Source organism: Streptomyces sp. NPDC048291 (assembly GCF_043201715.1).
Taxonomy (GTDB): Bacteria; Actinomycetota; Actinomycetes; order Streptomycetales; family Streptomycetaceae; genus Streptomyces.
Genome location: NZ_JBICZC010000017.1, coordinates 204,178 through 219,890, shown reverse-complemented (window position 1 = coordinate 219,890; position 15,713 = coordinate 204,178). Strand labels below are relative to the sequence as shown.

At 70.3% G+C, this 15,713-nt stretch carries 12 protein-coding genes and 1 riboswitch; of the genes, 5 read left to right on the top strand and 7 right to left on the bottom strand.

Annotated features, from left to right (window positions below):
- Positions 1–157: 157 nt before the first annotated feature.
- Both ACGF5O_RS40335 and ACGF5O_RS40330 read right to left on the bottom strand, forming a co-directional pair.
- Positions 158–1,108 carry a CHRD domain-containing protein gene (locus ACGF5O_RS40335; RefSeq protein WP_393814902.1) on the bottom strand — a complete coding sequence of 317 codons (951 nt, stop codon included), beginning with the start codon at positions 1,106–1,108 and terminating at the stop codon, positions 158–160.
- Positions 1,109–1,234: 126 nt separating this feature from the next.
- Positions 1,235–2,245: a polyprenyl synthetase family protein gene (locus tag ACGF5O_RS40330; protein ID WP_393814901.1), complete on the bottom strand. Its 1,011-nt coding sequence runs from the start codon at positions 2,243–2,245 to the stop codon at positions 1,235–1,237.
- 990 nt (positions 2,246–3,235) lie between these two features.
- Positions 3,236–3,432, top strand: a riboswitch (cyclic di-AMP (ydaO/yuaA leader).
- A 5-nt stretch (positions 3,433–3,437) separates the two neighbouring features.
- On the opposite strand from ACGF5O_RS40330, the gene ACGF5O_RS40325 reads away from it, so the two are divergent.
- Complete coding sequence (locus tag ACGF5O_RS40325; RefSeq protein WP_393814900.1) at positions 3,438–3,926, top strand: transglycosylase SLT domain-containing protein; 489 nt, start codon at positions 3,438–3,440, stop codon at positions 3,924–3,926.
- Between the two features lie 57 nt (positions 3,927–3,983).
- On the opposite strand, the gene ACGF5O_RS40320 is transcribed toward ACGF5O_RS40325, so the two are convergent.
- Together ACGF5O_RS40320 and ACGF5O_RS40315 are read right to left on the bottom strand one after the other, a co-directional pair.
- The gene (locus tag ACGF5O_RS40320; protein ID WP_393814899.1) at positions 3,984–4,790 is read right to left on the bottom strand and encodes an HAD family hydrolase; all 807 of its coding nucleotides are present in this window, start codon (positions 4,788–4,790) and stop codon (positions 3,984–3,986) included.
- Between the two features lie 132 nt (positions 4,791–4,922).
- Positions 4,923–6,167: an ATP-grasp domain-containing protein gene (locus ACGF5O_RS40315; RefSeq protein ID WP_393814990.1), complete on the bottom strand. Its 1,245-nt coding sequence runs from the start codon at positions 6,165–6,167 to the stop codon at positions 4,923–4,925.
- Between the two features lie 277 nt (positions 6,168–6,444).
- On the opposite strand from ACGF5O_RS40315, the gene fahA reads away from it, so the two are divergent.
- From fahA to ACGF5O_RS40300, 3 genes are all read left to right on the top strand, one after another.
- Complete coding sequence (gene fahA, locus ACGF5O_RS40310; protein ID WP_393814989.1) at positions 6,445–7,656, top strand: fumarylacetoacetase; 1,212 nt, start codon at positions 6,445–6,447, stop codon at positions 7,654–7,656.
- A gap of 245 nt (positions 7,657–7,901) precedes the next feature.
- Entirely contained in the window at positions 7,902–8,840 is a 939-nt protein-coding gene (locus ACGF5O_RS40305) for a M56 family metallopeptidase (protein ID WP_362590696.1), read from the top strand.
- A gap of 96 nt (positions 8,841–8,936) precedes the next feature.
- Entirely contained in the window at positions 8,937–9,584 is a 648-nt protein-coding gene (locus ACGF5O_RS40300) for a tetratricopeptide repeat protein (RefSeq protein ID WP_393814898.1), read from the top strand.
- Positions 9,585–9,602: 18 nt separating this feature from the next.
- On the opposite strand, the gene recQ is transcribed toward ACGF5O_RS40300, so the two are convergent.
- Positions 9,603–11,624 carry a DNA helicase RecQ gene (gene recQ / locus ACGF5O_RS40295; RefSeq protein WP_393814988.1) on the bottom strand — a complete coding sequence of 674 codons (2,022 nt, stop codon included), beginning with the start codon at positions 11,622–11,624 and terminating at the stop codon, positions 9,603–9,605.
- A 280-nt stretch (positions 11,625–11,904) separates the two neighbouring features.
- Between recQ and ACGF5O_RS40290 the strand changes: the two genes are divergently transcribed.
- On the top strand, positions 11,905–12,423 hold the full coding sequence (locus ACGF5O_RS40290) for a hypothetical protein (RefSeq protein WP_393814897.1): 519 nt from the start codon (positions 11,905–11,907) through the stop codon (positions 12,421–12,423).
- 71 nt (positions 12,424–12,494) lie between these two features.
- Here ACGF5O_RS40290 and nuoN read toward each other — a convergent pair whose 3' ends face one another.
- A complete protein-coding gene (gene nuoN / locus ACGF5O_RS40285) occupies positions 12,495–14,144 on the bottom strand; it encodes an NADH-quinone oxidoreductase subunit NuoN (protein WP_393814896.1) in 1,650 nt (549 codons plus the stop codon).
- Positions 14,141–15,712 (bottom strand): NADH-quinone oxidoreductase subunit M, encoded by a 1,572-nt coding sequence (locus ACGF5O_RS40280; RefSeq protein ID WP_393814895.1) that lies wholly within the window; start codon positions 15,710–15,712, stop codon positions 14,141–14,143. Before ACGF5O_RS40280 ends, nuoN begins: the two co-directional genes overlap by 4 nt.
- Between the last annotated feature and the right edge of the window lies 1 nt (position 15,713).

The window sequence follows — 15,713 nt, the reverse complement described above, 5'->3', positions numbered from 1 at the left end:
AATCGGAGGCGGGCAGGCGTCAGACCACGGAGCCAACTCGGCGTACACCTGCGGTATGACACAAGGGCGAAGGCGCCTCCCCCGACCCGTAGGGGTCGTGTGGTGAAGGCGCCTCCCGGCACGCGCTGTGCCTGCGCAGATCACGTGCCGTGTCCGCTCAGTGCTGCACGAACACGTAGTCCGCCCGGTAGGGGACGCCGACGACGGCGCCCGGGGTGCAGGTGCCGGCCGGGGCGACGCCGCCGACGGTGTTGAGGCGCAGGATCTCGCCGGTGCGGGCGAGCAGCCCGTGCTTCTTGCCGGTCCGGGTGGCTTTGAGGTCGAGTTCGGGGATGTTTCCGGTGCCGTTGGCCGTCTTGGTCAGGACGGCTCCGGTGACCGCGGTGCCGTCGGGTGCGACCCACTGCGGGGTACCGGAGTTCGGTGCGGTGAAGGAGTGGCGGATGCCGCCGCCGAGCCTGGCGCCGACGTCGCGCTGGGCGAAGGCGTAGCCGCCGCCGTCGGCGGGCTTGCACTCGTAGATCTGCTTGCCGGTGACGACGGAGGCCAGGAAGCCGCCGTTCTTCAGGTCGGAGACGGTGGTGACGGTGTGCAGCTGGCCGCGGAGGGCGCCGCCGGGGAACTCGGCGGTGTGCAGGTTGGCGTAGAAGGCCCCGGGGTCGGTGGTGAGCTGCTTGAGCAGGGCCTTGTCGGTGACCTTGACGGTGCCGGTGACGCTGTGACCCTTGGCCGTCTTCAGCAGTTTCCCGAAGTCGATCTTGACGCCGCCGTTGGTGCCCTTGGCGCCCTGATGGATGTGCAGGTCGGTCGGCCCGCCGGTACCGCGCCAGGTCACGGCGACGGTCACCTTGTCCCCCTTGACCCGGATGAACTCCAGCGCCGCGCCGTCCTTGTCGCCGACGGCGGGCCCACCGGCGACGGGCACCTCGTTGGCACCGCGCAGGCCGGCGACGAGGACGACGGAGGTGGTGGCGCCGTGGCCGGTGGAGCTGTGGCCGGTGGAGCTGTGGCCGGTGGCGGCGGATGCCGGGACGGCGATACCGCCGAGAGCGGTGACGGTGATGGCAGCGGCGACGAGGCTCTTGCGGCGCGTTGCGTCGATGACCATGATTCCGTTTTCTCCCCCTGTGTCAGCCGACGCCCCCTGCGTCGGCTTCTGGGTGGGAGTACGGAACGCGTCCCGGATTGGACTCAGTCCAACAATGTGACCTGAGCCACATATCGGACTATCCGGCTATCCGGCTCGGTGCACCACCGCATCGCACAGCTCGACCAGCGCCGTCTTCGGGTCGCACTCCGGCAGCGGACCCAGCGCGGCCCGCGCCTCCTCCGCGTACCGGACCGCGTCCCGGCGGGCCTGCTCAAGCGCCGGATGCGCCCGCAGCGCCGTCAGGGCCTCCGCGTGCCGCGCGTCGTCCGTGAGGTCGGAGTCCAGCAGCTCGCACAGGGCGATGTCCTCGGCCAGCCCCAGCCGGGCCGCCCGCTCCCGCAGCCGCAGCACCGGAAGCGTGGGCACGCCCTCACGGAGGTCCGTCCCCGGGGTCTTGCCGGACTCGCGCGAGTCGGAGGCGATGTCCAGCACGTCGTCGGCGAGCTGGAAGGCGACACCGAGCCGTTCGCCGTACTGGGTGAGGACGTCGACGACCGTCTCGTCGGCACCGGACAGCATGGCTCCGAAGCGGCAGGAGACCGCGACCAGCGAGCCGGTCTTGCCACTGAGCACGTCGAGGTAGTGCTCGACCGGGTCACGGCCGTCCGACGGGCCTGCCGTCTCCAGGATCTGACCGGTCACCAGCCGCTCGAACGCGAGGGCCTGGACCCGGACCGCCTCGGGTCCGAGGTCGGCGAGGATCTGGGAGGCCCGGGCGAAGAGGAAGTCTCCGGTGAGGACGGCGAGCGAATTGCCCCAGCGGGTGTTGGCGCTGTCGACACCGCGCCGCACGGCGGCCTCGTCCATGACGTCGTCGTGGTACAGCGTGGCCAGGTGGGTGAGCTCGACGACGACGGCCGACGGCACGACACCGGGTGCGTACGGGTCACCGAACTGCGCGGCGAGCATCACCAGCAGCGGGCGGAACCGCTTCCCCCCGGCCCGCACGAGGTGCTGCGCCGCCTCCGTGATGAACGGGACCTCGCTCTTGGTGGCTTCTAGCAAGCCCTCCTCGACAGCCGTCAATCCGGCCTGGACATCGGCTTCCAGAGCCTGGTCCCGCACGCTCAGCCCGAACGGCCCGACGACGGTCACGAGGGGTCTCCTGTCTGCTGGTGTCTACTGGCGATTACACGGTTTGTCGATAGGTCGCTGCCATCACTCAAGTCAGCGTATCCGGTCAGGTTTCGATCACCGATAGCGCCCACGGTTACACCCCGGGCGCTATCGGATCACGACCGTTATGTTTTTGATCAGCTGATACGACCTGACATCCAATGACTTAACAGGAAGTGCGGGCAGTTGTCCCGAACCGAGGCCCGGGCCGTGTCCCGAACCGGACCCCGCACCGGGCTCTCCGGACGACCGCCGCCCGCGATCGACCCCGCTCCCCCGGACCGACGTCACCTGCCCGGGCGCACCCGTCCGTACACCCTTCCTCCGCGAGAGCATGCACGACGACCTCCCCGATCCGCGTTCTCCCGACCGCGCGCGTGACGCTCGGGCGTCCACCAAGTCAACGACGGGCACCGCAGGGGAGGTTCCGCCCTCACGGTGGACACGCGCACCGGACTCCGATTCCCCGACACCCCCCTTCGACCGACGTGACGAGAATCACGCGCGCCCCCGACACCCGGACTCGCCAACCGACCGTCCCGGCCACCCCGTTGAACCCGATGAGCAGCATGCACGCGTCGCCGCAAAAACCGACAATACGGACTAATCTCAATAATTATTCGCATTGATTACCCCCAGGGAGGCAATCCGAACGAATACGAGCGAGACGCTATTCCCTCGAACCAGGAAAAGGCCGGATTCCGCGAATCCCACATGTCCCAATTTGCCGTTATTGCGGATTCGTGAAGTAGGTCACGTGGACCCTGGGGCCACAGAGGCCGCCAGGCGACCCTTCCCTCCTTTCCCTGTAGGCCAGTTGAGGGTTGGCAACAGCAAAGGATCAAGTGCCCCATACGGCACAGATCAAGGTCAATCAGCATGTTGTGTGAATCAGCCTCTTGTTCCGGACATGTGCTCTCGCATACGTTCCGGCTCGCCGGGCGGACGCCGAATCCTGCCGCCGCCCGTAGTGACCCATCAACGAGTTCATTCGCTTGGCAGGAGCGGGGGACCCAGGTAAGTCGCCGGACCGGGCGGCCGACGTCACAGAACAGACGTCGTTCCGGAACGGCTAGGGGTGAAGTCGCATCGCCTTCGGGCGGTGCGGCCGGGCACTCCCCGGGCCCGAACCCGACAGCTCACCTCGCAGGCGACGGAGAGGAACTTCGCCATGCCTGCTGTCGCTCAGCACCACCGTCCCCGCCGTAACCGCATCGTCCGCACCCTCGCCGTCGTCGGCACCGGTGCCGCCGTACTCGCCCTGCCGCTCATCGGGGCGACGGCCGCGTCCGCCGCCGGCTCCTCCACCACGACGGCCTCGACGACCCTCGCCGGGTACCCGAACAACCTCGACGGCTGGATCCGCGAGTCCCTCGCGATCATGCGGGAGAAGAACATCCCGGGCACCTACAACGGCATCTACCGCAACGTCATCCGGGAGTCCTCCGGCAACCCGCAGGCCATCAACCTCTGGGACTCCAACGCGGCCAAGGGCATCCCGTCCAAGGGCCTGCTCCAGGTGATCGACCCGACGTTCAAGACCTACCACGTGGACGGCACGTCGTTCGACGTCTACGACCCGGTCGCGAACATCACCGCCGCCTGCAACTACGCGGCCGCGCGGTACGGCTCGATCGACAACGTCCACGGCGCGTACTGACCGAAGTCCCGTCGACGTCCCTTCGGCGTCCCGCCGAGGTGCCTTCGACGTCCTACGTCAGTCGAAGAGTCTTTCGAGGACGACGGCGATGCCGTCGTCCTCGTTCGACGTGGTGATCTCGTCGGCCACCGCCCTGAGTTCGGGGTGGGCGTCGGCCATCGCCACCCCGTGGGCCGCCCACTCGAACATCGGGATGTCGTTGGGCATGTCACCGAAGGCGATGGCCTGTTCGGGGCTCAGCCCCAGACGGTCGGCGGCCAGCGCGAGCCCGGTCGCCTTGGTCACCCCGCACGGCTGCAGTTCGACGGTTCCCGGGCCCGACATCGTGACCGTCGCCAGCGATCCGACCACCGAGCGGGCCGTCGCCGCCAGTTCGTCGTCGGACAGGGTGTGGTGGCGCAGCAGCACCTTGCTGATGGGCGCGCACCACAGGTCGTCGCGCCGGGCGACGCGCAGCGCGGGCAGCGTGGGGTGGGGCATCAGATAGCCCGGCTCGATGAGCGTGAGCCCGTCCACGCCGTCCTGGTCGACCGCCGCGTACACCTGGCCGATCTCGGCCTCGATCTTGCCGAGTGCGGTCTCCGCCAGTTCCCGGTCCAGGGTGACCGACCACAGCAGCCGGTTCGACCCGGCGTCGTACACCTGCGCGCCCTGACCGCAGACCGCGAGTCCCGTGCAGCCGAGGTCGTCGAGGAGCGGGCGCACTCTCGGGGCCGGACGGCCGGTCACCACGAGGTGGCGGGCACCGGCCCGGCCCGCTCGCCCGAGCGCGGCCAGCGACCGTTCCGAGAAGGTGTCGTCGCCGCGCAGCAGCGTGCCGTCCAGGTCGGTGGCGATCAGTGAGTACGGGGAGGGTGCGACCATGATCAGAGAATACGGACAGCGCGGCCCTGGGACTCACTGTGCGTTTCGGCCTCAAGTGGCGCCCGCCGCCTCCGTGATGGGGCCGCTGTCGGTGGCGGGCGTGATGTTTTCCGAGATGCCCGAGAACTGTGCCTACTTCATGGCGGCGCTGGAACCACGGCGGTTGGTGCGCCACAGCTGGTAGAGGTGCTTCGCGCCCGGGCGCACGAAGCGGGCGAGCATGGTGACGAACGGCAGCGGGTCGTCGCCCGCCAGCCAGGCCAGCTCGGTCCCGCTCGGCCGCTTCGGTGCGTGCGGTGTCGTGTAGCCGCTGCGGCGGTAGGCGAGGAGGGCGGGCAGGTCGATGTTCTCCACCACGTAACGGTGGCCGGCGCGCTGCTCCCCCTCCGGAACGCGGCGCCCGGTCAGGTCCAGATGCATGGCGCGGACGACGTCCACCCCCGACTCGCTCTCGAAGAGCCGGAACTGGGCGCCCATGCGCGGATTGAAGTCGAGCAGCTTGTACTGCCCGTCCCGCCGGTCGAAGCGCAGGTCGAGGTCGATGACGCCGGTGAAGCCGATCTGCTTGATGAAACGCGCGGCAAGGTCGGCGAGTTCCGGGTTGTCGACGACGTACGCGTTCGCGGTCATGCCGGCGTGCGGCGGCCAGGAGCGGACCTTGACCCCTGTGAACAGGGCGCACGGATTGGAGTCGGCGTCGAAGTACGCGTGCACGATCCAGTCCTCGGCCTCCTCCCTCGGGAGGTACTCCTGGAGGATGACACCCGGATGGGTGCCCCAGTCACGGGCGAGGGTGAGCAGCCCCTCCCGGGTGGCGATCCGCGTCGTTCCGTTGACGGCGGGCTGCTTGCGCCGGACGAACGCCTCGCGGTTCTTGGCGACGATCGGGAAGCGGGCCTTCTCCGCGAAGTCGGCGATCTCGTCGTACGAGTCGGGGAAGGCGGCGGCCGGGCTCGGGATGCCGTGCTCCACGCACAGTTCGTGCAGGCCCTGTTTGCTCGCCAGCCGGCGGGGCAGTTCCGGGTCCACGCGCGGGAAGAGGAAACGGTCGCCGAGCGCGTCCTGGTGCTCGGCGATCAGGACCGCGGCCTCCTCGTCGGTGGGGATCAGCACGGTCGGACGGCCGATGCGGCGGCCGATGCGCAGCAGTCCCTCGACGAGATGGTCCGGTTCCTCGGCGCCTGTCGTCGGCCACACGAACGCCCGTTTGAGGTAACGGGACGAAGCCGCCGGCGTGTACGCGTCCTCGGTGATCGCGTACATGGGAACGCCCAGGCGGCCCAGACTGCGAATCGCGCCGACCCCGCCGTGATGCAGCGGATAGTCGCCGAACTTGACGATCAGGCCCGGCACGTCACGGTCCGCCTCGAACGGCACGCTGACGGCATTCCTGGCCACGGGTCCCCCCACGTGTCCCCCTCTACGGACCGGATCCACCCCGTCCGTGTCCCCCAAAGGACGCTAAGCCGGAATTGCCCCCTCCGACAAGGGCTATTAGGACATTGCGAACTCTTTAGACACTGCCACGACAGCCAACTCACCCGTAACGTGTGGCGCGACCACATGGAACGCCGCGCAACGCCATAGTGACGTCGCCACATGGCCAACCCCCGCGCGGCACGGATGAGAGCGAGGCAGTCACCCCATGCCCCCCTTGACCCCCTTCGAGGTCCCCGAGGGTGACCCCTTCGGCCCGCACAACCTTCCGTATGGCGTGTTCTCGACCTCCGGGAGCACGGAACGGAGGGTCGGCGTCCGCCTCGGCGACCATGTCCTCGACGCCGGAGCCGCGGCCCTCGCCCTCGGCTCCCCGTACGCCACCCTGCTCGCCCGCCCGACCCTCAACCCGCTGCTGGCCGCCGGCCGCACCGCCTGGTCGGACGTGCGGCGCGCCCTGACCGCCTGGGTGACCGTGCCCGCGCACCGCGAGACGCTCGCCCCCCTCCTGCACCCGCTGGCCGGGGTGACCCTGCACCTCCCCTTCGAGGTCGCCGACTACGTCGACTTCTACGCCTCCGAGAACCACGCCCGGAACGCCGGCCGCGTCTTCCGCCCCGACGCCGCCGAACCGCTCACCCCCAACTGGAAGCACCTGCCGATCGGCTACCACGGCCGCGCGGGCACGGTCGTGGTGTCCGGGACGGACGTCGTACGGCCCTCGGGACAGCGGAAGGCGCCCACGGACCCGGCGCCGGTGTTCGGCCCTTCGGCACGGCTGGACATCGAGGCCGAGGTCGGCTTCGTCGTCGGCACGCCCTCGCGGCAGGGCAGCACGGTGGCCCTGGCCGACTTCAGGGAGCACGTGTTCGGCCTGTGCCTGCTCAACGACTGGTCGGCACGGGACATCCAGGCCTGGGAGTACGTCCCGCTCGGCCCGTTCCTCGGCAAGTCGTTCGCGACCTCGGTGTCCGCGTGGATCACCCCGCTGGACGCCCTGGAGGAGGCACGGGTCGCCCCGCCGCGGCGGACGCACCCGCTGCTGCCGTACCTCGACGACAGCACGGAGGAACCCACCGGCTACGACCTGCGGATGTCGATCGCGATCAACGGGCAGACGGTGTCCGAGCCGCCGTTCTCCACCATGTACTGGACCGCCGCCCAGCAACTCGCCCACCTGACGGTCAACGGTGCCTCCCTGCGCACCGGCGACCTGTACGGCTCCGGCACGGTGAGCGGCGCGGAGCCCGGACAACGCGGATCGCTGCTGGAGCTGACCTGGAACGGACGCGACCCGCTCGAACTCCCGGACGGGAAGCGGACGTACCTGGAGGACGGCGACGTGGTGACGATGTCGGGATGGGCTCCGGGACCGGGCGGCAGCCGGGTGGGGCTCGGGGAGGTCAGCGGGCGGATCGTGACGGGGTGAGGAGCGCGCAGGACCGGGGAACGGAAGGGCGCGCCCGGATCGTCGTCGTCACCTGACTCGGGACGCCCGGCACCGTCATACTGACGGGACACGCACCATGCGATGCGCCCGCACGCGCACCGTGCGAGGCGTCGGCGCACGCACCACGTGACGCGCCGGCGCCCGCACCATGTCACGCCACGGCGTATCACCCCCGCACCGCGGACCACCCGCGCACATCTCCGATCAGGAAACGGAGCCCCGGCATGACCGTCTGCCTGCTCCTGCTGACCGTCGTCGCCCTGACGGCCGCGGTACCTGCGCCGCGCGCCCTGGTGCGGTCCCTGTGGCCGGAGCGGGAACCGGTGGTCGCGCTGTGGGTGTGGCAGTGCCTGGTCGCCACCGTGCTGATGTGCTGCCTGGCCGCGCTGACCCTGGGCGCGGCGGCCGTCTTCCACACCGTGCGCGACCGGGTCTTCGCGCCGGCACCACCGGCGGTCACCGCCGCGTACGACCTCTCCGTCGCGCCCCTGTGGGCGGTCGCCCTCACGGTGCTGCTGGCGTCCGGGGCCGCGTGGACGACGGCGATGCTGGCGCGCGAGCTGGTCGAGGCCCGGCGCCGCCGCGACCGGACCCGCGCACACCTGCGTGAGCGGGCACCCGAACTGCCGGCGGGGCTGCCCGCGGCACGCGGACCGATGCTGGTGCTGGAGGACGAGTACCCGGACGCCTGGTGGATGCCGGGCCATCCGCCACAGCTGGTCGTGACGACGGGGGCGCTGCACCGCCTCACCGACCACCAGCTCGACGCCGTGCTCACCCACGAAAGGGGCCACGCGCGCGCCCATCACGACTGGCTGCTCCACCTGTCCAGCGCCCTGGCCACGGGCTTCCCGCGCGTGCCGCTCTTCTCCCACTTCTGCGACCAGACCCACCGGCTCGTCGAACTCGCCGCGGACGACACGGCGTCCCGCCGCTGCGGCCACCTCACCACCGCACTGGCCCTGATCGAACTGAACCAGCACCGCGGCGTCCTGTCCTGCGCGTCGAGCCGCCGGCTGCTGGGCGAGCGGGTCGACCGCCTGCTCGAACCGCCACCACGGCTGCTGCGCCGCCAGCGGGCCCTGACGACGACGGTGGCCGCCCTGGTCCCCCTGCTGCCGCTCCTGATCGCGTTCGCACCGGGGCTGACGGCACTCGGCTAGCCCCTCGGCCGCCGCCAATTGATTCGACTCCCCACGGGGGCGCGGAGATAGCCTCGGCACTGTCTTCGTCCGACGGGGAAAGTCAGGGGGCTGCGGATGCAGGGGCAGGACTGGGTTGAGCAGGCGGGCGAGCTTTTCGAAGCGGCGATGTTCGGCGGGGACACCTCCGCGCTGGACCGCTCCGACGAGGTACTGGACGCGGTCGAGGCGCGGCTCTCCATGGCACGGGGCAAGGTACTGCACGTGCGCTTTCTCGGCGGCCTCGAAGAGGACAGCCAGGAGCCGGCGTTCTTCGAGCGTGCGGCGGAGTTGTACCGGCGGCTGGCGGACGCGTCGGGTGAGGCCGACGCGTTGTTCTGGATCGGCTGCTGGCACCAGGTGGTGAAGGGCGAAGGCGCCACCGGCAGACCGTACTTCGAGCAGTCGTACGCGCTGGCGAGGTCCGTCGACGACCGGAGGACGATGTCCTACGCGGTGCGCCACCTCGGTTTCGTCGACCGGGACGCGGGCGACTTCGACCGGGCCCGCGAGAAGCTGACCGAGTCGGTGACGCTGCGCCGGGAGATCGCCTTCAGGCCCGGGGAAGCGGCGGGCCTGGTGGCCCTCGCCTACCTCGCGGCCGAGACCGGCGACCGACCGGCGGCACTCCGGCACCTCGACGAGGCCGAGGCGGTCGCCCGGAGCTGCGGAGCCAAGGCGGTTTCGGGGTGGGTCGAAGAGGCCCGCACGTCGATGAGCGCCTAGGGGCCGGTGCGCCGGGTCCTACATCCAGTCCTCCGGTTCCGGTTCCGCGTCCATCTCGGGCCAGTGGTCGTCGTCCCCGGTCCCAGGTGCGGCGGGGGCCGCGGCGGGCGGCGTCTTCAGGGCCGCGAGCGCCTTGAGGACGCCCTCTCCGTACGTCATGAGCTTCTTCTCGCCGACCCCGCCGATGGTGGCGAGTTCGGCGACGGACTCGGGCCACCGGCTGACGATCTCCCGCAGGGTGGCGTCGTGGAAGATCACGTAGGCGGGTACACCCTGTTCGCGGGCCTGCTCGGCGCGCCAGGCGCGCAGGGCCTCGAAGGCGGGGAGCAGTTCCGGGGGCAGCTCTGCCACGGCGGCCTTGGCCTTGCCCTTGCCGGAGGACCCGGAGGATCCGGAGCTTCCGGCCGCTCGCGAGACCGCCGGCTTCTTCGGCTCCTTGCGCAGCGGGACCTCGCGCTCCCGCCGCAGGACCGTCCCGCTGCCCTCGGTGAGCACCAGGGTGCCGTACTCGCCCTCGACCGCGAGCAGTCCCTGGGCGAGGAGCTGCCGGACGACGCCCCGCCATTCGCCTTCGTCGAGGTCGGTGCCGATACCGAAGACGGACAGCTGGTCGTGGTCGAACTGGATGACCTTGGCGGTGCGCTTGCCCAGCAGGATGTCGACGATCTGGACGGCGCCGAACTTCTGCCCGCGTTCGCGCTGGAGTCGTACGACGGTGGAGAGGACCTTCTGGGCGGCGACGGTGCCGTCCCAGGTCTCGGGCGGGGTGAGGCAGGTGTCGCAGTTGCCGCAGCCCGCGGCGTCGGGGTCCTGGCCGAAGTAGTTGAGAAGCTGGCCGCGGCGGCACTGGGCGGTCTCGCACAGGGCGAGCATGGAGTCGAGGTGGGCCTGGGCGCGGCGGCGGAAGGCCTCGTCGCCCTCGCCGGACTGGATGAGCTTGCGCTGCTGTATGACGTCGTTGAGGCCGTAGGCCATCCAGGCGGTGGAGGGCAGGCTGTCGCGGCCGGCGCGGCCGGTCTCCTGGTAGTAGCCCTCGACGGATTTGGGCAGGTCGAGGTGGGCGACGAAGCGGACGTCGGGTTTGTCGATGCCCATGCCGAAGGCGATGGTGGCGACGACGACCAGGCCGTCCTCGCGCAGGAAGCGGGACTGGTGGGTAGCGCGGGTGCCCGCGTCGAGGCCCGCGTGGTAGGGCACGGCGTCGACGCCGTTGCGGGTCAGGAATTCGGCCGTGGTCTCGACGGACTTGCGGGAGAGGCAGTAGACGATGCCCGCGTCGCCCTCGTGTTCCTGGCGGAGGAAGGTGAGGAGCTGCTTCTTGGGGTCGGCCTTGGGGACGATCCGGTACTGGATGTTGGGCCGGTCGAAGCTGGCCACGAAGTGCCGGGCCGTCGGCATATGCAGCCGCTCGGTGATCTCCTGGTGGGTGGCGTGGGTGGCGGTGGCCGTGAGCGCGATGCGCGGCACGTCGGGCCAGCGTTCCCCGAGGAGGGAGAGGGAGAGGTAGTCGGGGCGGAAGTCGTGGCCCCACTGGGAGACGCAGTGCGCCTCGTCGATGGCGAAGACGGCGATCTTGCCGCGGCCGAGCAGGTCGAGGGTGGAGTCCAGTCGGAGCCGCTCGGGGGCCAGGTAGAGCAGGTCGAGCTCGCCCGCGAGGAACTGCGCTTCGACGACGCGCCGCTCGTCGAAGTCCTGGGTGGAGTTGATGAACCCCGCGTTGACGCCGAGGGCGCGCAGGGCGTCCACCTGGTCCTGCATGAGGGCGATGAGCGGTGACACCACGATGCCCGTACCCGGTCTGACCAGGGCGGGGATCTGGTAGCACAGTGATTTTCCGCCGCCGGTGGGCATGAGGACGACGGCGTCGCCGCCCGCCACCACATGCTCGATGATCGCTTCCTGCTCGCCCCGGAAGGCGTCGTACCCGAAGACCCGGTGCAGCGCGGCCAGTGCCTCGCTGTCCGCCGGGCCGTGCGCCTGTGGCGCCCCCGGCGTCTCGGTCGTCCCTGGCATCTCGTCGGTCCCGCCCGTCCCGCCCATCGTCGTGTCCCCCGTACGTCGTCCTTCGACCACTGCCTCCACGATAGGGGTCCGGACCGACAGCGCCGGAGTTATCCACAGGCTGCCCGCCCGGGAGAGGGGTTCCGGTGCGGGGTTCCCCCGTCCGGCGGTGTCCTCGGTCCTGTCCTCAGCCCTTTGGCGGTCTTCGCGTGGCGGCCGGGAAGAGGCGCGGGCGATGCTGCACGGGCGGGACCGGGGAGGCCCGCGTCGTACGGAGGCCCCGCGCTCGCGTGCCTCTTCCGCCCCAAGGAGCATCAGGATGTCTCTCAGGTCCCGCACCGCCGGCGCCGCGCTGGCGCTGGCCGTGCCGTTCGCTCTGGCCGCGGTCCCCGCCGACGCGGCTCCCGTGCCCGATCCCGACCCGTTCGCGTGGACGGATCTGACCCCGACGTACACGGCGACGGCGGACTACCAGTACGAGCCGTTCGCGGTCACGGACGGGTACGCCCGCGCCGCGGCCGACGCCTGTGACAAGGACGGCCAGGGCGGCGCGGGCTACCACTACGTCAAAGCCTCCGCCGTCGGCAGTCTGGACCCGGCCGAGCCCGCGGGTCTCCTCTACGAGACCGACGCCGACGGCAACCGTGCCCTGGCCGCGGTCGAGTGGATCGTGCGGGCGGGCAGCGGGACCACCGCGCCGGCGTTGTTCGGACAGCAGTTCCAGCCGACGACGGTTCCCGGTGTCACGGGGCCGGTGTACACGTTGCGCGCGTGGATCTGGAAGGACAATCCGAGCGGTCTGTTCGCGCCGTGGAATCCCACGGTGACGTGCCCGTAGTCCTGGGCCGCACACGCGCGTGGGCCCCGGCTCCTGTTCGGGAGCCGGGGCCCGGGGCCGTGCGGGATGCCTCAGCGCACGAACACTCCGGCCTGGCTCGCCAGGTTCAGGAAGTACTGCGGTGCGACACCGAGCACCAGGGTGACGGCGACGCCGAGGCCGATCGCCGCCATGGTGAGCGGTGACGGCACGGCGACCGTGGGCCCCTCGGGCCTCGGCTCGCTGAAGAACATCAGGACGATCACGCGGATGTAGAAGAACGCGGCGATCGCGGACGAGATCACACCGATCACGACGAGCGGGACCGCCCCGCCCTCGGCGGCCGCCTTGAACACGGCGAACTTTCCGGCGAAGCCGGAGGTCAGCGGGATGCCCGCGAAGGCCAGCAGGAAGACGGCGAAGACGGCTGCCACGAGTGGCGAACGGCGGCCGAGCCCGGCCCACTTGGACAGGTGGGTGGCCTCGCCGCCCGCGTCGCGCACCAGGGTGACCACGGCGAACGCTCCGATGGTCACGAAGGAGTAGGCGGCCAGGTAGAAGAGGACGGACGACACGCCGTCCTTCGAGGTCGCGATGACGCCGGCGAGGATGAATCCGGCGTGTGCGATCGACGAGTAGGCGAGAAGCCGCTTGATGTCGGTCTGGGTGATCGCGACGATCGCGCCGCCCAGCATGGTGATGATCGCGACGCCCCACATGACCGGCCGCCAGTCCCAGCGCATGCCGGGCAGGACGACGTACAGGAGCCGCAGCAGGGCGCCGAAGGCGGCGACCTTGGTGGCGGCGGCCATGAAGCCGGTGACCGGGGTGGGCGCGCCCTGGTAGACGTCCGGCGTCCACATGTGGAAGGGCACGGCACCGACCTTGAAGAGCAGGCCCATGACGAGCATGGCGGTGCCGATGAGGAGCAGGGCGTCGTTGCCCATGGTGTTGGCGAGGGCCGGGTCGACGTTGGTGACGGTGCCGTCGACGACCTGGGCGATGGTGGCGTAGGACACCGAGCCGGCGTAGCCGTAGAGCAGGGCGATGCCGAACAGGGTGAACGCGGAGGCGAACGCGCCGAGCAGGAAGTACTTGACGGCGGCTTCCTGCGACATGAGGCGCTTGCGGCGGGCCAGGGCGCACAGCAGGTAGAGCGGGAGGGAGAAGACCTCCAGCGCCACGAAGAGCGTCAGCAGGTCGTTGGCCGAGGGGAACACCAGCATGCCGGCGACGGCGAAGAGCAGGAGCGGGAAGACCTCGGTGGTGGTGAACCCCGCCTTGACGGCGGCCTTCTCGGTGTCGCTGCCGGGGACCGCGGCGGCCTGGGCGGCGAAGGAGTCGACGCGGTTGCCGTGGGCCTCGGGGTCGAGGCGGCGTTCGGCGAAGGTGAACAGGCCGACGAGTCCGGCGAGCAGAATCGTGCCCTGGAGGAACAGGGACGGTCCGTCGACGGCGATGGCGCCCATGGCGGCGATGTGCGCCTTGGTGGTGCCGTATCCGTCGGCGGCCAGGGCGACGACCGCCGCGAAGGCGGCGCACAGGGCGACGGCGGAGACGAACACCTGGGCGTAGTAACGGGACTTGCGCGGGACGAACGCCTCGACCAGCACCCCGACGATCGCCGCGCCGACGACGATCAGGGTGGGTGACAGCTGCCCGTATTCGATTTTCGGCGCCGGGATCTTCGTGATCGGCTCGGCTGCGGTTGTCCACAGGCTGTGGACGGCTGCTGCGCTCACTTGGCCGCCTCCACTGCGGGCTTCGGGTCGGTCTTGTGTACGTCCGACATGGTCTGCTTGACCGCCGGGTTGACGATGTCCGTGACGGGCTTCGGATAGACGCCCAGGAAGATCAGCAGGACGATCAGCGGGGCGACCACGAGGAGTTCGCGTGCCTTCAGGTCGGGCATCGTGGCGACCGCCGGTTTCACCGGGCCCGTCATCGTCCGCTGGTAGAGGACGAGGGTGTAGAGCGCGGCGAGGACGATGCCGAAGGTGGCGATGATCCCGATCGCCGGGTAGCGCGTGAACGTGCCGACCAGGACCAGGAACTCGCTCACGAAGGGGGCGAGGCCGGGCAGCGACAGGGTGGCCAGGCCGCCGATCAGGAAGGTGCCGGCGAGGACCGGGGCGACCTTCTGCACGCCGCCGTAGTCGGCGATGAGCCGGGAGCCCCGCCGGGAGATCAGGAAGCCGGCGACCAGCATCAGCGCGGCGGTCGAGATGCCGTGGTTGACCATGTAGAGGGTGGCGCCGGACTGGCCCTGGCTGGTCATCGCGAAGATGCCCAGGATGATGAACCCGAAGTGCGAGATGGACGCGTAGGCGACCAGCCGCTTGATGTCGCGCTGCCCGACGGCGAGGAGTGCGCCGTAGATGATGCTGATCAGGGCGAGCACCAGGATGGTGGGCGTCGCCCACTTCGACGCCTCCGGGAAGAGCTGGAGGCAGAAGCGGAGCATCGCGAACGTGCCCACCTTGTCGACGACCGCGGTGATGAGGACGGCGACGGGGGCGGTGGACTCCTGCATGGCGTTGGGCAGCCAGGTGTGCAGCGGCCACAGCGGCGCCTTCACGGCGAAGGCGAAGAAGAAGCCGAGGAACAGCCAGCGTTCGGTGCCGGTCGCCATGTGCAGGGTGCCGTTGGCGCGGGCCTGCGCGATCTCGGCGAGGGAGAAGTTCCCGGCGACCGTGTAGAGGCCGATCACCGCGGCCAGCATGATCAGGCCGCCGACCAGGTTGTAGAGGAGGAACTTCACGGCGGCGTACGACCGCTGCGTCGACGCGGCCTCCTCGCCCTGTGCGTGGGCGCGGTCCCCGAAGCCGCCGATGAGGAAGTACATCGGGATGAGCATGGCTTCGAAGAAGATGTAGAAGAGGAAGACGTCGGTGGCCTCGAAGGAGATGACCACCATCGCCTCGACGGCCAGGATCAGGGCGAAGAAGCCCTGGGTGGGCCGCCACCGCTTGCTGCCGGTCTCCAGCGGGTCGGCGTCGTTCCAGCCGGCCAGGATGATGAACGGCATCAGCAGGGCGGTCAACGCGATCAGGACGACGGCGATGCCGTCGACGCCCAGTTCGTACCGGACCCCGAAGTCCGCGATCCAGGCGTGCGATTCGGTGAGCTGGTAGCGGGCGCCGCCGGGGTCGAAGCGGACCATGACGACGATCGCCAGGACGAGCGTGGCGAGCGACACCAGCAGCGCGAGCCATTTGGCGGCGGTGCGCCGGGCGGCCGGTACGGCGGCCGTGGCGACCGCGCCGACGGCCGGGAGGACCGCCGTCGCTGTCAGCAGGGGGAAGGACATC